Below are 21171 nucleotides of genomic sequence, written 5' to 3' on the forward strand. Positions count from 1 at the left end.
ACAACACTAGCATCCGCACGCCAAAACGGCAGGTTTCAGCCCGTTTTTGCGGCACATCCGTACCAGAAATGACCAGTAACACCCCGGATGTTCACGACACATCCTCTGACACTCAGGCGAGCAGAAATTCCCGCCGACTGGCAGAATCGCCCTTTGTTTGTCTTCACGATGCTCGTCGAGCCAGGAATTCCCCATGCAAATCACCACCGAACTGTTGATCGTCAACCCGTGCGATGACGAAGAAGACAACCTGGCCATGCTCTGCTGCACCAGCGACGATGGCGAATTGTTCCTGATGAGCCGTTTCCCGGACGAGGACGAGCTGGAGATCATCTTCCAGGACAAGCCTTCGGCGCTGGACGGCGTGAAAGTCACCCTCAGCCCTACCCGCCTGCTGATTGAAATCGCGGCAACCGACGCCGATGCGCTGAATGGCGAAGACTCCCTGGAAATCATTCACAGCACCGATGCCAGTGATTTGCCGGAAGTGGAAGAAACCTTGCAGAACATTCTCGCGGGCATTGGCACCTATATCAGCGAGATTTAAGGATCTCGGTGACTTCACCGGCCTCATCGCGAGCAAGCTCGCTCCCACAGTGGACCGCATGTATCTGAAGGAACGCGGTCACCTGTGGGAGCGAGCTTGCTCGCGATGAGGCCCGAAAGAACCCCGCCGCTCCCCCGCCCTACAAATTTCCAACAATTTCACCAAGCATTTACCAGTCTTTAAGCAAAATGCCGTTAGTCGCCACCCCCTGCGATGCATTAAAGTAACGCCCCCAGCCCTGGCGTTATTCGAACGTCTTCGGTCACCCTTTCCAGGAACAGTCATCGATGGAACATCGTGAAGCGCTGCTAGCGCTGCGAACCTTTCTTTCAACGCAGATTCTCGGCCAGGAAAAACTCATCGAGCGCTTGCTCATCGCCTTGCTCGCCGACGGCCACATGCTGGTCGAGGGCGCCCCGGGGCTGGCCAAGACCAAGGCCATCAAAGAGCTCGCTGAAGGCATCGAAGCGCAGTTCCATCGCATCCAGTTCACCCCCGACCTGTTGCCCGCCGACATCACTGGCACCGAGATCTATCGCCCAGAAACCGGCAGTTTCGTGTTCCAGCAAGGCCCGATCTTCCACAACCTGGTGCTGGCGGACGAAATCAACCGTGCCCCGGCCAAAGTCCAATCGGCGCTGCTCGAAGCCATGGCCGAACGTCAGGTCAGCGTTGGACGCAGCACTTATGAACTGTCGCCGCTGTTTCTGGTGATGGCCACGCAAAACCCGATCGAGCAGGAAGGCACCTATCCGCTGCCCGAAGCCCAGCTCGACCGCTTCCTGATGCACGTAAAAATCGGTTTCCCGGACGCCGCCGTCGAACGGCGGATCCTGCAACAGGCTCGCGGCGAAGCACTCAACGGTGAAACCAAGCCTGAGCGCCGGGTCAGCCAGCAGGCGATCTTCGCCGCACGCAAGGAAATCCTCGGGTTGTACATGGCCGACGCCGTGGAGGAATACCTGGTGCAACTGGTCATGGCCACCCGCACACCGGCCAAGTTCGACCCGGAAATGGCCGAGTGGATCGCCTACGGCGCCAGCCCGCGCGGCTCGATTGCCCTCGACCGCTGCGCCCGCGCCCACGCCTGGCTCGCCGGTCGCGACTTCGTCAGCCCGGAAGACATCCAGGCCGTGCTGTTCGACGTGTTGCGTCACCGCATCATCCTGTCCTTTGAAGCCGAAGCTGCTGGCATCGACCAGGACCGGGTGGTCCAGCGGATTCTCGACGTCGTAGCCGTCGCTTGACCCCGATGAACGTCATCCTGCCGCCCGAGCCGGGCATCCGTGTCAGCCTCGCCGAGCTGATCGAGATGCGCCATCGGGTGCGCGAAGTGCAATTGTTCTCCACACCGAGCCAGCGCAGCCCGCTGATCGGCCTGCACCACTCCAAGCTGCGTGGCCGTGGCGTCGATTTCGATCAGGTGCGGGTCTATCAGGCCGGCGACGACGTGCGCACCATTGACTGGCGCGTGACCGCCCGCACCCAGGAGCCGCACACCAAACTCTTTCACGAAGAACGCGAGCGACCGATTTTCATTATGGTCGAGCAAAGCCGTCGGCTGTTTTTCGGCTCTGGGCTGATGTTCAAATCGGTGCTCGCCGCGCAAGCCGCGAGCCTGATCGGCTGGGCCGCCCTGGGCCACAACGACCGGGTTGGCGGATTGGTGTTCGGCGACAACGAGCACTACGAAATCAAACCCCGGCGCAGCAAACAAAGCCTGTTGCAATTGCTCAACCGCTTGGTGCGGGTCAACCAGTCGCTGCACACCGAAAGCGAGCAGAACCGCGATTCGCTGAACCTGGCCCTGCGCCGCGCCCGGGAAGTGTTGCGTCCCGGCAGTCTGGTGATCGTGATCTGTGACGAGCGCGCACTGACCGAAGGTTCCGAGCAACAACTGAGCCTGCTGTCGCGACATTGCGACCTGTTGCTGCTGCCGCTGTCCGATCCGCTGGACCACGCCCTGCCCGCCGCCGGGCTTTTACGTTTCGCGGAACGTGGCGCGCAACTGGAACTCGACACGCTGAATTTCGACCTGCGCCAAACCTACCGCGCCCAGGCCGAAGAACGCATCGCGCGCTGGGAATTGCTCGCGCAGAAGCTGCGGGTATTGTTGATGCCCCTGAGCACCCAGAGCGAGATGGTCGAGCAATTGCGTGAATACCTGAACCCACAGAAACCGGGGAAAGGTCGATGAGCAGTCTCGAACAACTGCAACCGCTGATGACCCCGCCGCCGATCGGCTTCTGGCCGCCAGCGCCGGGTTGGTGGCTATTGCTGCTGTTGCTGCCGCTGATCGGCTTCGGCCTATGGCAGTTGCGCCGCTTCATTCCCAACAAACGTCCCATCGTGCGCGCCGAACAACCACTGGACCCGGTGCGCGTCGCCGCCCTCGCCGAACTGGCGCGCATGCCCAAACCCTACGACGGCGCACCGGCCGGCGCGTGGCTGCAGCAGCTCAACGGCTTGCTCAAGCGCCTGTGCCGCAACCATTACCCCTACAGCCAGAGCCACACGCTGAATGGCCGCAAATGGCTGGCGTTCCTCGACAACCGCTGCCCGGCCGCTGGTTTGACGCGCTGGATGGTGCTGGTGGAAGGCGCCTACAAACCCGAATGCAAACTCGACGACAAGGCCATCGCCGGCCTGACTCAAGCCGTCGACACCTGGATTCGCAAACATGTTTGAGTTCGCCTGGCCGTGGATTTTCGCCCTGCTGCCGCTGCCGTGGCTGATGCGCCTGGTGCTGCCGGTAGCCGACAGCGGTGAACCGGCGCTCAAAGTCAGTTTTCTCAGCGACCTCGAAGGCCTGACCCGCCGGCGTGCCCGCGCCAACCTGCCGGCCTGGCGCCAGCAAGCCCCGTTCATTCTGCTGTGGCTGTTGCTGCTGATGGCCGCCGCGCGCCCGCAATGGCTCGGCGAGCCGCTGCCGATTGCCGCCAGTGGCCGCGATTTGCTGGTGGCGGTGGACGTGTCCGGCTCGATGGATTTCCCCGACATGCAGTGGCAGGACGAAGACGTCAGCCGCTTGTCGCTGGTCCAGCATTTGCTCGGGGACTTTCTGGAAAGCCGCGAAGGCGACCGGGTCGGCCTGATCCTGTTCGGCAGCCAGGCCTATTTGCAAGCGCCGCTGACTTTTGACCGCCGTACCGTGCGGGTCTGGCTGGATGAAGCGCGGATCGGCATCGCCGGCAAAAACACCGCCATCGGCGATGCCATCGGCTTGGCCCTCAAGCGATTGCGCATGCGTCCGGCGCAGAGTCGCGTACTGATTCTGGTCACTGACGGCGCCAACAACGGTGGCGAAATCGATCCGCTGACCGCCGCGCGCCTGGCCGCCAGCGAAGGCGTGAAAATCTACCCGATCGGCATCGGTGCCGATCCGGAACAAAGCGGCACCCTGGGTTTCCTCGGCGTCAATCCAAGCCTGGACCTCGATGAACCGGCGCTGAAGGCCATCGCCCAAGCCACCGGCGGCCAGTACTTCCGCGCCCACGACGGCAAGGAGTTGCAGGCGATCAAGGAAACGTTGGACAAACTCGAGCCGGTGACCCAGCAACCGACCCAGGCCCGCCCGGCCCAGGCGTTGTATCACTGGCCTCTGGCGCTGGCGTTGCTGTTAAGCATGCTGTTGGTGGCGCGCGAGCGCTGGCCGGACAATCCGTTGCAACGCTTCCTGAGCAAGGACCTGTTTTTGCAAAGCCAACTGCCGGACTGGCGCCAACGGCTTAATCGCCTGCGCCTGCGGAGGCGTCGATGAGCGCACTCTGGCCTTACTGGTTCCGCCCTTGGTGGATGCTGCTGTTGCCGCTGCTCGGTTGGTTACTCTGGCAACTCTGGCATCGGCAGAAACGCGCCGGGCGCTGGCAGATGATTTTGCCGCCAGCCTTCCACGCCGCGTTGCTCAGTGGTGGCAAAGGCAGTGACAGCAAATTGCCGTGGGTTGTGCTCGGCCTGGCGTGGGTGCTGACCGTCGGCGCGCTGCTGGGTCCGAGTTGGGAGCGCGTCGAACAGACCAGCCAGAAACCCGCCGATCCGCTGGTGGTGTTGCTGGAGCTGACCCCGGAAATGCTCGCCACCGACAGCCCGCCGACCCGACTGGAACAGGCGCGGCGCAAGCTATTCGATTTGCTGCAAAGCCGCAGCGATGCGCAGACCGCAATCGTTGTCTACGCCGGCAGCGCCCACACGCTAGTGCCGTTGTCGGATGACCTGTCCACCAGCCGCAATTTGCTGGACGCGCTCAAGCCTTCGTTGATGCCCGAGGCCGGTCATCGCGCCGATCTGGCGGTGATCAAGGCCCTGACGCTGCTGGATCAAGGCGCCCTCGGCCAAGGACGGATCCTGCTGATCGGTTCGTCCCTGACCGAACAGGAACGCTTCGGCATCGAGCGTGCGCTGAACGGCAAGTCCACGGAATTCCTGATGCTCGGCGTCGGTACGCCCGAGGGTGCGCCGGTGGCTCAGGAGGACGGCAGTTTCCTGAAGGATGCCCAGGGCGCGATTCTGGTGCCGCACCTGGATAATCCGGGTCTGAAAGCCTTCGCCAGCGACTTGGGCGGCCGCTACCACGCGGCACGCCTGGACGATGCCGATCTGGGCGCCCTCGGCCTGCTAGACGGTCCGCGCAACCTGCGCAACGACGGCCAGACCCTGCGCCTCGACACCTGGGCCGATCAGGGTTATTGGCTGTTGTTGCCACTACTTTTACTGGCGTCCTTTGCCGGGCGTCGGGGCTGGTTGTTCTGCTTGCCGCTGTTGTTCCTGCTGCCGCAACCAAGCTACGCCTTCGACTTTGAAGACTTGTGGCTGCGTCCGGATCAACGCGGCCTGCACTTGCTCAATCAGGAGCATCCGGCCGAGGCCGCGCAACATTTCGAAGACCCGCAATGGCAAGGCGTGGCGCTGTATGAGGCCGGCGACTACAGTGGCGCCGCCCAGCGCTTCGCCCAAGGCAACGATGCGCGGGCGCACTACAATCGGGGGAACGCCCTGGCCAAGAGCGGTGAGCTGGAAGCGGCACTCGACGCCTACGATCAAGCCCTGGAGCGGCAGCCGGATTTGCGTCCGGCGCTGACCAACAAGGCGTTGGTGGAAAGCCTGATTAAGCAGAAAGCCACGCCACCGGCGGTTGAACCGGACAAGTCCGAAGGTGACGAACCGGGAACCGCCAGCGACAGCCCGGCCCCCGGCGCCGCGACCCAGCCGTCGAACAGCGGCGAGGCGAAAACCGATGCCCAGCCCAACGCGCCGGACACCGATCAGACGACCACCACGCCGCCACAACCGGGGGCCAACGAGGTGGCGGGCAGCGAGCTCGGGGACGAGCAAACCACCACACCACCGCGGCGCCCAGCCAACGATAGTCTTGAAGGCGAACAGGCCCAGGCGCTGGAGCAATGGCTGCGCAAGATCCCGGATGATCCGGGCGAACTGCTGCGACGCAAATTCTGGTACGAACAGCAACAACATCAGGATCAGGGAAAAACTCGATGACCCGCTTCACCGCTTTCTTGCTCGCCATGCTTTTCTGGACCGTTCAGGTTCAGGCTGCGGACCTGGTCGCCTCGGTCGACCGCAGTCGCCTGAGTTCCGGCGAAACGGTCGAGCTGACCCTGGAATCCAACGACGTCACGCTGTTCGGCAAACCCGACCTCACGCCGCTGGAGCCGGCATTCGAAGTGCGCGGCACCCGCCAGGTCAACCAGTTGACCACGATCAACGGTGACAACCGCGCCACCACGCGCTGGATCATCACCCTGTTGCCCAAACAAAACGGCAGCGTGGAGATCCCGTCGCTGCAACTGGGCGAAGTGCGCAGTCAGCCGATCACTATCCAGGTCGTCGAAAGCGAAACCCAGGACACTAAAAACACTCTGGCGCCGGTGTTTATCGAGGTCAGCCTCGACCAGAGCAGCGTGTACGTGCAGGCCCAGGCGATCCTGACCTTGCGCATCTACCATTCGGTGTCGCTGTACGACGACAGCAGCCTGACGCCGTTGCAGATTCCCGATGCGCGCATCGAGCAACTCGGCGATTCGCGCACCTATGAGAAGGTCATTAATGGTCTGCGCCACGGCGTGATCGAAATGCGCTATGCGATCTTTCCCCAGCACAGCGGCGTGTTGAACATTCCAACGCAGACGTTCAGCGCGACTTTGGTGGACGTGCAGCCGTCCCCGGACGTGGCCTCCCAAGGGCCGAAACCGGGCAAGTTGCTGCGCGTCAGCTCGGCCGAAATTCCGCTGACGGTCAAGGCCAAACCCGAGAGTTACCCGGCCGATGCGCCGTGGTTGCCAGCGCGTAGCCTGAGTTTGAGCGAAAGCTGGAGTCCGGAGCCGGATCACACGCAGGTCGGCGACTCGCTGACCCGCAGCCTGACCCTGAAAGCCGAAGGCCTGGCCAGTTCGCAGTTGCCGCCGCTGCCCGCCACCGACATCAACGGCTTGCGCCGCTACCCGGACCAACCGGTGCTGGGCAACCAGAACAGCGAACGCGGGCTGATCGGCAGTCGCGAAGACCGTGAAGCCCTGGTCCCATCCCACAGCGGTGCCATCGAGTTGCCAACGGTGGACGTAGTCTGGTGGAACACCTTCGAAGATCACCTGGAACACAGCAGCCTGCCGGCGCGGACCCTGCAAGTGACGAACAATCCGAGCCTGATGGTCGACACTCCGGCGGGTACTGCGCAAACGAATTTCGCCGCCGACAGCGAAGCGCTGTGGTGGTGGAAACTCAGCACCCTGATCCTGGCCTGCACCACCCTGCTCGGCTTCGGCCTGTGGTGGCGCGCCCGCTGGCAACCGGCGATCCTGCGAGCCGCGCAAGCCGGCCCGAGCCCGCGCACCGTGCTCGACGAGCTCAAGCGCGCCTGCCAGGCCAACGACCCCCACGCCACCCGCCAGGCCCTCGACGCCTGGGCCCGGCAACAACCGGAAACCCTGGCCGACATGGCGGCGCGGTTTGTGCCGTTGTCCGACGCCCTCGACGGATTGAACGGCGCGCTGTACAGCGAAACCGGCCAGCATTGGCAAGGCGAAGACCTGTGGCGCGCGACCCGGGCGATTCCGATCGCCGAGCGGGTGCAGGATCCGGTGGGTGACAGCGGGTTGCCGCCGCTCTATCCGAAGTAACTGCCAGAAAGATCGATGTTTAAGCTGCAATCCTGCTTCGCGGACAAATCCTACAGCAGATATAGAATCGACTGACTTCGCCAACGTGTAGATTCACGCAAAGTCCCGTGCCTTAAAAAGACACAGGGATGCGCGAATGTTCAGTACGGCCAATGACGTTGTTTTCAGTCTCGACATTGCGGGTTTTTCCTACGACCTTCAGGTTCTTGAATTCCGGGCCAAGGAAGCGCTGAACAGGCCCTACGAGGTCAAGCTCGAACTGGTCAGCGAACACCCCGACCTGGACCTCGAATCGCTGCTGCATCGCCCGGCGTTCCTGACGTTCGGCCAAGATAATAGCGGCATTCACGGCCAGGTCTATCGAGTCGCGCAAGGCGATTCGGGCAAACGCCTGACCCACTATCAAATCTCCCTGACGCCCCGCCTCGCCTATCTCGCGCACCGCCGCAACCAGCGTATTTTCCAACACCTGAGCGTGCCGCAAATCATCGGAAAAGTACTGACCGATCACGGCATACAGGCCGACACCTGGCGTTTCCAACTCAGCGCCGAGTACCGACCGCGACTCTACTGCGTGCAATACAACGAATCGGACCTGCACTTCATCCAGCGACTGTGCGAGGAAGAAGGTCTGCACTTTCATTTTCAGCACAGCGCCACCGGACACGTGTTGGTGTTTGGTGACGATCAAACGGTGTTCCCGAAACCCGCTCACCCGACGGCCTATGTTCAGGGCAGCGGCATGGTCGCCGAAGCGTCGGTGATTGATCGTTTTCAGGTCAACCTGGAAACCCGCACTACCCACGTCAGCCGCCGGGATTACAACTTCGAAAAGCCGCGCCTGCCGCTCAATAGCGAAAGCACAAGCGCGCAGTTACCCCGCTTGGAGGATTACGCCTTCCCGGGACAATTCACCGAGCGTGAACGCGGCAATCATCTGGCCAAGCGGACGCTGGAGCGTCATCGCGCCAGTTACCAGCAAGCCCGGGGACGCAGCGATCAAAGCGCCCTGCGTAGCGGACACTTCGTCGACATAACCGAACACCCACGCGATGACTGGAATGGATTGTGGCTGCTGACCGAGGTTGAGCATGTCGGAAAACAACCCCAGGTTCTGGAAGAGTCAATCACTGACGGTAACTCTGATGACGGCTTCAGCCAGGGTTACCGCAATCGGTTCATCGCGACACCCTGGGACGTGATATTCCGGCCGGCTCTTGAACATCCCAAGCCCCGAGTGACCGGCAACCAGCACGCAGTGGTCACCGGGCCTCCCGGCGAAGAAATCCATTGCGATGAGTACGGCCGCGTGAAGGTCCACTTGGCGTGGGACCGTGACGGTCAGCACAACGAACATTCAAGTTGCTGGCTGCGCGTCGCCACCGGTTGGGCCGCTGACCGCTATGGCAGCGTGTTGATCCCGCGAGTCGGCATGGAAGTGCTGGTGGGTTTCAGCGAAGGTGATCCCGACAAACCCTTCGTACTGGGTTGCTTGCCTAACGCGGCGACAACCGTTGCGCTGGACCTGCCCACCGAACACACACAAAGCATTTTTCGCAGCCAGAGCAGCCCCGGTGGCGGCGGTTATAACGAGTTGCGCATTGAGGACAAAACAGGCGCCGAGGAAATTGCCCTGCGTGCCCAGCGCGATTGGGTTCAGCGGGTGCTCAACGACGAATGTATTCAAGTCGACCACCAGCGTACGGTCGTAGTCGGCGGCATCGCCAGCCATGACCTGCGCAGCGAAGAACACCACTTCACCCATGGCAACCGCCTCACTGAGCTCAAGCAGGACGACCATCTGTTGGTTCAGGGTGACCAACACATTCGCGTCACCAGTCAACGACTCAGCGCCACCGGGCAAATCCACCTCGGCGCTGGGCAACAAGTCGTTATCGATGGCGGCGCGCACCTGACCGTCAAGGCTGGCGGCCACTGGCTGACGTTGGGGCCGGACGGCATTTTCAGCAGCGTAGCGATTGTGCAGGGTGGCGCCCCGGCTGTGGGCATGTCGGCAGCGCCGCTAATGCCGGGCGCGTTGCCCTTGCTGAAGTTGACCTTCGACGCAGCACAACAGCGCCAGGCGCTGGTTTCAACACGCAGCTCAAGGTGCCTGATTTGCGAGGCCGCCCAAGCATGATGCGCTCGATCGCACTGCCGACAGACTTGCCCTGGAATGATCAAACGGCCTATGTGTTGCTGGACGGCGCGACCTTCCGCCAGTTGCCGGAGCGCTTGAAACAGCTGAGTCCCGGAGTCAGCACTGTTGCGCTATACGACTGCCCGCCCTTCACCGAGCTGCAGGATATCTCGCCGCTATTAGCGGTGATCGAACACCCGGACGCGCCGGTTTTTCAGTTCTATCTGGAGCATGCGCACGAGGAATGGGGCGTGCTGTTGTTCAGTTCCGCGCCGGCACATGGCGTCGCGCAACACTTGCGCAAACTGCTGACGGTTGAATTGCCGGAAGGCCTGCCGGTCATCCTGCGCCTGGCCGACTCCGCCGTGGCGGGGGCCCTGTTTGGCAGCAGTGATCCGCGTTTGTTTGGCCCTGTGTCCTGTGTGGTGACGCCCGATAGCGTCAGCGCCAATTGGCATCGCCACCAACCTCGAGTGTCCGGGTGCCCTGAGCTGCCGACGCCCTATCGCCTGAGTCCTGAACAGAACTCAGCGCTGGACCACGCCGATCGTCGCCGCGTACTGCTCCAACTCGATGCTCATCTGCTGCGCTACTTCCCCGAACGTCAGCGCGGCGGAACCGTGGCCCAGCGCTGGCCGACCCTTGAACAGCTATTCGAGGAGGCCAAGGCCCTGAGGTTAAGCAGCCAATCCGAATTGTTCTACTACGCCAACGTCATGGCCTGGCTGGACGGATCGCCGCTCGACCAGCATCCGCACATCGATCGGTTACTCCATACGCCATCGCTGCAATCACCCGGCGAGCGCGTTGCGCTGGCCGCTGACCTCGCCCACCAATGGGCTATCCAACGGGGCCGCCCATGAACGCACCAGCCAACCTCGCCGCAGCTGCGGCACCCAAGACCGCCATCGGCTCGCCCGGCGCCTGCCCTTTGCAGCAAGCCCAAGTGCAGCTTCTACCGTTGCGCTACGGACTGGTCGAAAAACCCCTCGATCCGGGCACAGCGCTAAAACTGCCCTACACCCTCGAAACCCGTCCACTGGGCATTCGCATGCTGCGTGACGGCTGGCTGTACGTGATCGACAGCATCACCGGCCATTTGCATGAATACCGCGTTCTCGATGGGCTGGTCAGCGCCCTGCTGCACAAGGGAGCCAAGGTCGAAGGCGATCAGCGCACAGCTGTCGAGGAGCGTCCGGCATTGGTATTTTCAAGGCGCAGCCGCTTGCACGTGAGCTTCGCCGAAGTGCAGTGGACGGCGGCCAAATGCGCTCAGGTGCTAGACAGTCTTGAGGAGCGCGATCACTTCATGCAAGCCGTTGACCTCGCCCCGGTAGATTGCGAAACCGGTGGCGAGCATCTGCTGACCATCGCGCAGGGCAAGCAGTGGCTGGCGGAGCTGGCGGATCAAACGCCACAAGCCGCACAAGAGAACACTGAGCTGGAAAAAGGCGCGCCGACGGTACGCGTCAACGACGCCCCCGAGCACGAACGCGCAGCGTATCTATGGGAACAGCCTCGGCGCTTTCGCGAAGCGCATATCGGCGAGTTTCTGGGTCAGGTGCGCGCGCCCTATCAGGACGACACTTTGTTCCTCGTGGTGCAGGATGACCTCGGCGTGTTGCGCGACCTGGCCGACTATCAAGACATTGTGGTCGGCTGGGTCGACGATTGGACCAATGCCGGTCACAACGAACGTAATTACTTGCTGGCCTGCTACATCGAGTCGCTGAGCCAGCTCAGCCCGGCGGATATCGAAAAGTTGTCCGAGGCCAGTAACGACCCGCGACACAAGGCGTTATTCGCTGATCTGGAACAGTTGCCCGAGCCGGACCGGGAAGACACCCGCAAGGCCCTGCTCGATTACCTGAACAAGGGCGGCAAAGTCGAGCCACTGGGCGCTCCGGTGACGCCGGAGTTGGAACAATTGCGCAAGCAGGCCCACACCGAAGCGTTCGAAATGGCGAAGTACCAGGGCGCCGATCCGGATTTCACCACGCATAGCCGCGCCAGTGACGATACAGATCGCCGATATTACGCTCGCCAACATTTTTCAGTGGCCCCTGACGACTTCGTCGAACGTCACCTCGACACCCTGATCAGTCTCGGCAGGGAGCAAAACAAGCGCATTAAAGACGCGCTCGACGGCCCGATTTTCAGCGGCAAGCGCGGGATCAACGACTTCATCGACCGCCCGGCCATGGACACTGAGTTACTTCAGTACCGCGCCGACATCGGCCGCTGGAACCGCCTGCTTGAGCGCATCACTTCTGACCGAACGATGCTGGTGTGTGCCGGACGCTATCACCGTTCGGCCTGGTACTACGACGCGCATGAACCGTCGCAATTGGGTCAGGCCTTCAGCGCTGAATACGCGTGTATCAAAGACATTTGCCGCAGCGATCACGCAAGTGAAGAAATGCTGGGATATCTGGAAAAACACCCGGAACTGACTCGGCCTTTGTTCTACACCCTGCCCCTGCGCCTTCAACAGGAACAGGTCACGCAGTACAGCACGCTGTTCAACGCCGGAATGGCCCTTTTCAACAACCTGCCGAGCTGGCTGGCTGAGCTGAAAAAGATCGAACAACCGCACCTGCCGGCCCTCGACGACTTGCCCGAACATACCCGTGCCGTCGCCGATGCTGCCCAACATAGCCTCAGCCCGGCGCTGAACCTGGGCCTGAGTCGGGTGCTGGAAGGGTTTGATCTGGCGGCAGAGAAAATCCCGGATCTCGACGAACTGTTCCGGCGCCTGCCCAAAGCCCTGTCGGTGCGAATCCTCGATGCTGCCAAAACCACTGGAGTGACCTTCACCGTCGCCAGCCCGGCGGAACACGCAGCCCTGCAAACCAACCTCAAGGAACTGCTGAGGGAACGCGACTACCTGAAAACCTTGACCCGTGAACGCAACCAGATCACCCACAACAAAAACCGCCAGGGGCACAAGACGCCACGGGCGGTGGAGTTGCAGGGCGAGATCGCTCGCGTGCGCGAGCAGTTGGCGCAGCTTGAGGGACGGTTGGCCGCAGCGTTGAGTCCGATTGCGGAGTTGCCGGATCAGTCGGCGCGCCTGTACGGCGCAACCCAGGCCCGGGCGGGAGTGACACTGGTGTTTCCACCGGCACAGCAGCAAGAGGTGCGGGGGCTGCTGAAAAATATTCGGATGGGGGTGGGGTCGGTGCCGAATGCGGGGTTGATTCGTAGTGAGGGGATGGGGTTGTTGGTGTTTTTGGTGCAGGGGGTGAATTTGGTGGGGGTTACAAGAGAACTGATCAATCAATCCAGGAACAAGCGAACATGGATGCCTTTGGCCAATGCACTTGCTGCGACTGGGGCTACGGGATTCACTGCTGCTCAGAGCCTCACTGATACGGCGTTAAAGGCGCGTAGTAGTGCTCTAGTTACAGGACTTCAGCATCATGCTTTGAAGAGTGTTTTTGTGCAGATGGGGAAGATGCATATAGGGTTGGGATTTTTTACCTACGGTTTCGGTTTTGCGTCGTCACTGTTCAGCCTCGACTCCCAATTGCAGAATTGGCAACAAGCGACACGAAGCGGAAATCACTCGGCACAGAACAGTGCGGCGCTGACCACGCTGGGTGCAGGCGGTATGGCAACCGTTAATGCCTACGGCCTAGGCCAAACAGTTCATGCCACTTTTAAAGTTCTGACTGCTCGGAGCATCGAAGCACGAACAGCCGCTTGGGCCGCAGCTGGGACAAGGCTGTCTACGGTGTTCTTCCGTTTTAACTTGGCCGGTGCCTTGTTCACTGTTTTGGAGTTGGGTGGCACCTGGCTCTTCAATCGCTACAACATCAGCGCTCACGACAAATGGCTCAAAACCACGCCATGGAGCCTGGATGCCGATGTGCGTGTCGACCATACGCTAGATGATTACAAAAGTTATCTGGCCTATTTGCTTAATACTCCTTATGTCCAACTTGGTCCAAGTCAACATGACTCGTGGCTGAAAAACCTGCTGTTAAAGGCCAAACCCAAAGACATTCATCTGGTGCTGCCAGGGTTAAAACTCAATGAGTTTCAGCCGCCCTTAAATGGCCAACCAGCTCGCCGTTTAGGAATCGGCGCTCAACGCATTTCCATTCCACTTCACAGTCGCGGCACGTCGCGAGAACGCAAGGACATCATCAGCGATGAAGTGGTGAATAGCTTGCGCATCGTACAAACAGGACCTGATTGGCTGGTCCTATGCCTGCACTATCCGCTGGATCCTGATGCCGAATTTACACCCGCGTCCGAAACGCTGGAGTTGGCGGTTTGCGTGCAGACCTTGAGCACCAATGGTGAGTGGGTTTCCCGAACCCGCATCATTCGCCTCAATCCCTATGGCGAGGGCCATTTCCCTGCCCTATCTGCCCAACCCACCACAGAGCATCCCCCAATATTACCAGTGGAAACCCATTTGCTGGAGCTGGCCGAACATGCCCAACAAGATCAATAACCTCGCGCCTACCCCGCACCTTGAGCCATCCCGAAATGCCGGAGATATCGAGCCTTTTCCAGGTGGAAGGATCACTTATCTTGCGCCTATTCCATTGCCCACACTAATGCCTGCGCATGGTCCTCACATTGGGGTACTAAATGATGTGTTCATGGACTTCGGACTTGAGTGGCCGCAGATATTTTCATGGCAGGTCATCTTAGGCGGGCCATTAAGTGTTGCCTTCTCTGTTGCATTTCTGCTCCCACTAATTGGCGGCTTCTTGTTTTTCTTATTTGGGATGGGATGGGACGATATTACTGACGCCATACAGGGAGTTTTTCTAGTGTCATATGGCAATGCAGCACTAACCGGCACTGCCTCTCTACTCATCGGCCTCTGCGTCTGGCACCACAACCACAAAAAACGCCTCCAAATCATCCCCACCCGCTTCAACCGCCAACGCCGCGAAGTCTGCATCATGCCTGAAGGCGCCACCGAACCGGTCTTCGTCCCTTGGGAATCCCTCTCGGCCTGGGTCATCGAAGCCCAAGGCGCGACCCAATACGGTATCCAGCGCCAGTACGGCATGGGCATCGGTTTCCAGCACGGCGAAACCCTGACCAGTGTCGAATTCCCCTGCTTCGGCCTACCCCTCGCCATCAGCCATTGGGAAGCCATCCGCGGTTACATGGAATACGAAATCAACGATCTCAAAGCCATCCAGGACCTCGAAGACCTGCAACTCCCCGGCGACCCGCCCCACGAAGGCTTGCACACCTTCCGCAACGCCCGCGCACGTATGCATCAGGAAATCCGCGACGGCTCACGCGACCGGCTCTCCGGTTTTTTCTGGTACCTGTACCACGTCATGACGTTGTGGACGATTCCCAACTACCTCACCGAATGGGAAGTCCGCCGCCTCCAACAACTGGGCCCGCAGGCCATGCCCGAGGTGATGCAGCAATGGTCCGAGCCTTTGCCGAAAGAGCAATGGGCCAAACCCAGCGAAGAACTGGTGCGGATGAGCGAGCAGGTCCGACAGATGCACAAGCGCCAACCGAGGCGGCCGATTACCGAGATTTTTGCGGAAGTGCGGCGATTGAACACTGGTTGCAAAGTAAAAGAATAAAAGAGCTTTTTGTGGCGAGGGAGTTTACTCCCGCTCGGCTGCGCAGCAGTCGCTTAACCAGACAATGAGTTTGTCAGGCGGATCGCAGGGGCCGCTTCGCACCCCAGCGGGAGCAAGCTCCCTCGCCACAGGTAAGCCTCCTGGCCACAAGTCCGCCGTTCGACCAGATCCATCGCGCCATCCATCCTGTTTGCCAGTAAACTCCCTCTCTTTTATAACCGCGCTCATTTCCCACGCGGCCATCACCTTATTTCCTACGGAGTTCGCCTTGCGTCTGTTCCACACCTCCGACTGGCACCTTGGGCAGAACCTGCACGGCCAGGACCGCGATTTCGAGCACGGTTGTTTCCTTGAGTGGCTGTTGCGCCAGCTGAAGCTGGACCAGCCCGACGTGCTGCTGATCGCCGGCGATATCTTCGACACGGTCAACCCGCCCGTCAAAGCCCAGGAACGTCTCTACGATTTCATCGTCAGCGCCCACGAGCAGCAACCGTTGCTGACCATCGTGATGATCGCCGGCAACCACGACTCCGGCTCACGGATCGAACTGCCGGCGCCGTTGATGCGGCGTTTGCGCACTCACGCATTGGGTCGGGTGCTGTGGCTCGATGACGGTCAACTCGACTCCGAACGCCTCTTGCTGCCGCTGCCCGACGCCAGCGGCGAGATTGCCGGTTGGTGCCTGGCGCTGCCGTTCCTGCGCCCTGCGGAGGTGACTGGCGCGCAATTGGGCGACAACTATTTGCGCGGTATCGGCCAAGTGCATGAATGGCTGATCGAAGCGGCGAACGCCAAGCGCAAGCCGGGTCAAGCGTTGATCGCGATCAGCCATGCGCACATGGCCGGCGGTTCGGTGTCGGAGGATTCCGAGCGCAGCCTGATCATCGGCAACGCCGAAGCCCTGCCCGCCAGCCTGTTCGGGCCGAGCATCAGCTACGTGGCCCTCGGACATTTGCACAAGCCGCAGAAGGTCAACGGTGAAGAACGCATCCGCTACAGCGGCTCGCCGATTCCGTTGTCGTTCTCCGAGATCAACTATCAGCATCAGATTCTCGACGTCACCCTCGATGGCGAAACCCTAGTCAGCGTCGAACCGAAACTGATCCCGCGCGCGGTCAACCTGCAACGCATCGGCCCTGCCCCACTCGCCGAGATCCTGCTGCAACTGGCGGATCTGCCGAATACCGATTTGCTGGAAGATCTGCAGCGCCAGCCTTGGCTGGAAGTCCGGGTGCGTCTCGACGAACCGCAACCCGACCTGCGTTATCAAGTGGAAACCGCCCTGCAAGGCAAAGCCGTACGGCTGGTGCGAATCGCCGCCGAATATGCGGGCAACGGCAGCAAGGACGGGACCGATGACGGCGCGACCCTGATCGAACTGGATCAGCTCTCGCCCCAGGAATTGTTCAGCCGCGCCTGGCAGGACAACTACGGCAGCGAGGTCGATGAGCAAACCCTCAAGGACTTTGCCGAGCTGCTGCAAGACGTGCAGATGGAGAGCGAACAGCCATGAAAATCCTCGCGATCCGCCTGAAAAACCTCGCCTCCCTGGCCGGGCCGTTTGAAATCGACTTCACCGCCGAGCCGTTGGCCAGCGCTGGTTTGTTCGCCATCACCGGGCCGACCGGCGCCGGTAAAAGCACCTTGCTCGATGCGTTGTGCCTGGCGTTGTTCGGCGCTGTGCCGCGCCTGAACAACACTGGCCGCGATGCAAAAGTCCCGGATGCGGACGGCGAAATCGGCACTGGCGACCCACGCACCTTGCTGCGTCGCGGCACCGGCGAAGGCTATGCGGAGGTGGATTTTGTCGGCATCGACGGCCGCCGCTACCGTGCGCGCTGGGAGGCCAATCGCGCCCGGGAAAAGGCTGGCGGCAAGTTGCAAGCCAGTCGCCAGAGCCTGCGCGATATCGATCAGGATCAACTGCTGGCCAGTCAGAAAGGCGAGTACAAGGCGCAGCTCGAAGCCGCGCTGGGCCTGAACTTCGAACAGTTCACCCGCGCCGTGCTGCTGGCCCAGAGTGAGTTCAGCGCCTTTCTCAAGGCTGACGACAACGACCGCAGTGAACTGCTGGAAAAACTCACCGACACTGCACTCTATACGCGCCTCGGTCGTCGCGCGTACGACAAGACCAGAGAGGCCCGCGAAGCCCACAAGTTGCTGCAGGATCAGGCCACCGGCGTCACGCCGCTGTCCCCCGAAGCCCGCGCCGAACTGGATGAGCGTTTCAACGAAGCCCAGCAGCAACTCAAGACTCAGCAAGCGCAGCTCAAGCAGCTTGAAGAGCAACACACGTGGCTGAAGAACCTGCGCCAATTGCAGGACGAACAACAGAGCGCCACCGAGCAACTGCAATCCGCCCAGCAGCACTCGGAAAGCCTGGCCGGTGAACGCCTGAAGCTGACGCGCCTGGAGCAACTGGCGCCGCAGCGGCACCAATTTGCGCGCAAGACCGAACTCACCGCCCAGCTCACACCGCTGGCTGCGCAGATTCAGCAGCACACGCAACAGCAACAAGAACTGTCCGAGCGCCAGACGCAACTCGAACAGAGCCTGAGCAACGCGCATGCCGCGTTGACCGAGGCGCAAAACCAGCACAGCGCCGGTGCACCGTTGCTGCGTCAGGCGTTCGAGGAGCAAAGCACCCTCGCCCGTTTGGCCAAGGATGCCAGCCTCAGTGCCGACGCCAAGCAGCAAGCGGAACTGGCGAGCACCCAAGGCCAGACCACGATTCAAGGATTGCTCGACCAGCAAAAACAGGTCGCCGAACGTTTGCAGCGCATAGCCGGGGAGCTTGAACAAAGCGCTCATCTGGCGCCGCTGAGCGATGCCTGGAACGCCTACCGTGATCGCCTGCAACAGCTGATGCTGATCGGCAATCGTCTGAACAAAGGCCAGGATGAACTGGCCGATCTGCAACAACGCGCCACCCACGCCGCCGAAGAACTGGCCGCGCAAAAGCAGAATCTGGAAGTCCTGTACAAAGAGGCTGGCGCCGAGCCCGAAGCCGTGGCCGAGCAGATTCAGTTGCTGAGCACGTTGTTGCAGGACAACCGCAAACAGTTACGGGGCTTCGAAGAACTGACGCGCCTGTGGGCCAGTCAGCAGGAACTGGACAAACGCGGTGCCGAGCTTCAACAACGTCAACTCGCCGCCCAACAGGAACGTGAGCGCCTGACGCAGGACGGCGTGAAAACCAAGGCCGAACTGACCGTCGCCGAACAGACCCTGACCGTTACCCGGGAACTGCTAGAGCGCCAGCGTCTGGCCCGCAGCGAAAGTGTCGAGGAACTGCGCGGGCAATTGCAGGATGACCAACCGTGCCCGGTTTGTGGCAGCCCGGAGCATCCTTATCATCAGCCCGAAGCGCTGCTGCAAAGCCTCGGCCGACATGATGAAAGCGAGCTGACCAACGCGCAGAAAGCCGTTGACCTGCTGAAGGAAAAACTCACCGATCTGCGTGCCGAAGTCGGCGGCTTGATCGCGCAGCAAAAGGAACTGCTGCAACAACAGGATCACCTCGCCACGCAACAACAAAGCCTGACGCCGGGCCTCGAAGCGCATCCGTTGTCCGCGCAGTTGCTGAACCAGGACGCCGCCAAGCGTGATGCCTGGCTGGCGCAGCAAAGCAGTCAGCTAAACCAGAGCATCACCCAGGACGAACAACGCCAGACCGCCCTGCTCACCCTGCAACAGGACGCCGCGCGACTGGCCCAGCAACTGCGCAACGCCGAAACCGCGAGCCAGCAAGCGACCCAGCACCTGAGCACTCAGCAACAAGCCTTGAGCAGCGATCGCCAGCGTCTGGACGAAGAACTTACGGCGTTCAGCACCCTGCTCCCGGCCGATACGCTGGAAGCCTTGCGCACCGAGCCGGCCGCGACGTTCATGCAGCTCGACCGGCAGATCGCCCAGCGTCTGGAACAACTCGACCAGCAGCGCGACGAACTCAGCGAGCAGCAGCAACGCCAGCAGACGCTGGAGAAAGAACAGGATCGCCAACTGACCCGTGCCCAACAACTGGAAACCGCGCAACAGCAGTTCACGGTGCTGGCCGAGCAGCAACAGGCTTGCCAGCAGAAACTTGCGCAGTTGCTTGGCGAACACAACAGCGCCGAGCAGTGGCAGCAGCAACTCGATCAAGCCGTCGAACAGGCGCGGCATGCTGAAGCGACGGCCAATCAGGAACTGCAAACCGTGCGCACGGGGCTAGTGCAGTTGGCCGCGGAACTCAAGGCCCAGCAACAACGTTCAGAGGCGCTGGAGCATGAAGATCGCGAGTTGAGCAGCAAGATTGCCGATTGGCGCGCTCGGCATCCAGAGCTGGATGATGGTGGCCTGGAGGCGCTGCTGAGTGTTGACGATCAACAGGTCAGCGACCTGCGCCAACAATTGCAGCACAGCGAAAAAGCCATCGAGCAGGCCAAGGTGTTGTTGCAGGAACGCGATCAGCGCTTGGTCAATCATCAGGCCCAGCACAACGGCAATCTCGATGCCGAACAACTGGCCACTGCGCTGACGGAACTGCAAAACCTGTTTGCCGCCAGCGAACACCGTTGCGCCGAACTGCGTGCCGAACAGGCCGAGGATCAACGGCGGCAGAACGCCAATCAGGCTCTGGCGCAACAGATCGCCGACGCGTATACCGAGTACCAGCGCTGGGCACGTTTGAACGCGCTGATCGGCTCGGCCACTGGCGACACCTTCCGCAAGATCGCCCAGGCCTACAACCTCGACCTGCTGGTGCATCACGCCAACGTGCAGTTGCGCCAATTGGTGCGTCGTTATCGCCTGAAACGCGGTGGCAGCATGCTCGGCTTGTTGGTGATGGACACCGAGATGGGCGACGAGCTGCGCTCGGTGCATTCGCTGTCCGGCGGCGAGACGTTCCTGGTGTCGCTGGCCTTGGCCCTTGGTTTGGCGTCGATGGCGTCGAGCACGTTGAAGATCGAATCGCTGTTTATCGACGAAGGCTTCGGCAGTCTCGATCCGGAATCCCTGCAACTGGCCATGGACGCCCTCGATGGCTTGCAGGCGCAGGGCCGCAAGGTCGCGGTGATTTCCCACGTGCAGGAAATGCATGAGCGGATTCCGGTGCAGATTCAGGTGCGCCGCCAGGGCAATGGCCTGAGTACGCTGGAGGTGAAATGACTACGCTCTACTCCTTCCGCCGCTGCCCCTACGCCATGCGTGCGCGCATGGCGCTGCGTTATTCAGGGGTTGAAGTGCAGATTGTCGAAGTCAGCCTCAAGGCCAAGCCCGCCGAAATGCTCGCGCTGTCGAGCAAGGGCACGGTGCCAGTGCTGGAGGTTGAGGGTCGGGTGATTGATGAAAGCCTGGCGATCATGCGCTGGGCCCTGGCACAGCACGATCCTGAGGATTGGTTGCTCAAGGACGATCCTGCCGCGCAGCAACGTATCGCTGAACTGATCGAAGAAAACGATAAGGTGTTCAAGGTGCATTTGAATCGCTACAAATACGCCGAGCGTTATGCCGAGCAGCCGATGGAACATTATCGAGCCGAGGGTGAGGTGTTTTTGCGCAAGCTGGATGAGTTGTTGGAGGGGCGGGATTATTTGCTCGCCGAGCACCTGAGCCTGGCGGACGTGGCATTGATGCCGTTCGTGCGACAGTTTGCGCATGTGGATCGGGAGTGGTTCGGGCAGACGCCGTATGCGCGGTTGCAGGTGTGGCTTCAGCGGTTGTTGGAGTCCGATCTTTTTACCGGCGTCATGCAAAAGTAAGGATATGCACTACTGTGGCGAGGGAGCTTGC

Annotated in this window: 14 protein-coding genes; all 14 read left to right on the forward strand. The window is 61.1% G+C overall.

Annotated elements, in window-relative coordinates:
* Positions 1 to 193 precede the first annotated feature (193 nt).
* The 14 genes from NK667_RS13425 (at position 194) to NK667_RS13490 (ending at position 21140) form a co-directional block, all read left to right on the forward strand.
* Entirely contained in the window at positions 194 to 547 is a 354-nt protein-coding gene (locus NK667_RS13425; RefSeq protein WP_054615054.1) for a hypothetical protein, read from the forward strand.
* Positions 548 to 834: 287 nt separating this feature from the next.
* Positions 835 to 1794 carry an AAA family ATPase gene (locus NK667_RS13430; protein ID WP_003218556.1) on the forward strand — a complete coding sequence of 320 codons (960 nt, stop codon included), beginning with the start codon at positions 835 to 837 and terminating at the stop codon, positions 1792 to 1794.
* A gap of 5 nt (positions 1795 to 1799) precedes the next feature.
* A complete protein-coding gene (locus NK667_RS13435) occupies positions 1800 to 2744 on the forward strand; it encodes a DUF58 domain-containing protein (protein WP_054047615.1) in 945 nt (314 codons plus the stop codon).
* Positions 2741 to 3235, forward strand: coding sequence for a DUF4381 domain-containing protein (locus tag NK667_RS13440; protein WP_054047613.1), 495 nt, complete (start codon positions 2741 to 2743; stop codon positions 3233 to 3235). Before NK667_RS13435 ends, NK667_RS13440 begins: the two co-directional genes overlap by 4 nt.
* Entirely contained in the window at positions 3228 to 4307 is a 1080-nt protein-coding gene (locus NK667_RS13445) for a vWA domain-containing protein (RefSeq protein ID WP_054615055.1), read from the forward strand. The genes NK667_RS13440 and NK667_RS13445 overlap by 8 nt, the downstream gene beginning before the upstream one ends.
* Positions 4304 to 6043, forward strand: a complete 1740-nt coding sequence (locus NK667_RS13450; RefSeq protein WP_054615056.1) for a tetratricopeptide repeat protein — start codon at positions 4304 to 4306, stop codon at positions 6041 to 6043. The genes NK667_RS13445 and NK667_RS13450 overlap by 4 nt, the downstream gene beginning before the upstream one ends.
* The gene (locus NK667_RS13455) at positions 6040 to 7680 is read left to right on the forward strand and encodes a BatD family protein (RefSeq protein ID WP_054615057.1); all 1641 of its coding nucleotides are present in this window, start codon (positions 6040 to 6042) and stop codon (positions 7678 to 7680) included. The genes NK667_RS13450 and NK667_RS13455 overlap by 4 nt, the downstream gene beginning before the upstream one ends.
* A 136-nt stretch (positions 7681 to 7816) precedes the next feature.
* Entirely contained in the window at positions 7817 to 9820 is a 2004-nt protein-coding gene (locus tag NK667_RS13460; protein ID WP_054615058.1) for a type VI secretion system Vgr family protein, read from the forward strand.
* Entirely contained in the window at positions 9817 to 10683 is an 867-nt protein-coding gene (locus tag NK667_RS13465; protein WP_054615059.1) for a DUF4123 domain-containing protein, read from the forward strand. The genes NK667_RS13460 and NK667_RS13465 overlap by 4 nt, the downstream gene beginning before the upstream one ends.
* Positions 10680 to 14285 carry a toxin VasX gene (locus NK667_RS13470; RefSeq protein WP_054615060.1) on the forward strand — a complete coding sequence of 1202 codons (3606 nt, stop codon included), beginning with the start codon at positions 10680 to 10682 and terminating at the stop codon, positions 14283 to 14285. The genes NK667_RS13465 and NK667_RS13470 overlap by 4 nt, the downstream gene beginning before the upstream one ends.
* Positions 14286 to 14610: 325 nt before the next feature.
* Complete coding sequence (locus NK667_RS13475) at positions 14611 to 15396, forward strand: hypothetical protein (protein ID WP_236708592.1); 786 nt, start codon at positions 14611 to 14613, stop codon at positions 15394 to 15396.
* Between the two features lie 268 nt (positions 15397 to 15664).
* On the forward strand, positions 15665 to 16909 hold the full coding sequence (locus NK667_RS13480; RefSeq protein WP_054615062.1) for an exonuclease SbcCD subunit D C-terminal domain-containing protein: 1245 nt from the start codon (positions 15665 to 15667) through the stop codon (positions 16907 to 16909).
* Positions 16906 to 20547: an AAA family ATPase gene (locus tag NK667_RS13485; RefSeq protein ID WP_054615063.1), complete on the forward strand. Its 3642-nt coding sequence runs from the start codon at positions 16906 to 16908 to the stop codon at positions 20545 to 20547. The genes NK667_RS13480 and NK667_RS13485 overlap by 4 nt, the downstream gene beginning before the upstream one ends.
* A complete protein-coding gene (locus NK667_RS13490; RefSeq protein ID WP_054615064.1) occupies positions 20544 to 21140 on the forward strand; it encodes a glutathione S-transferase in 597 nt (198 codons plus the stop codon). The genes NK667_RS13485 and NK667_RS13490 overlap by 4 nt, the downstream gene beginning before the upstream one ends.
* Positions 21141 to 21171 lie beyond the last annotated feature (31 nt).

Origin of the sequence: Pseudomonas nunensis (genome assembly GCF_024296925.1) — a bacterium.
Lineage (GTDB): Bacteria > Pseudomonadota > Gammaproteobacteria > Pseudomonadales > Pseudomonadaceae > Aquipseudomonas > Aquipseudomonas nunensis.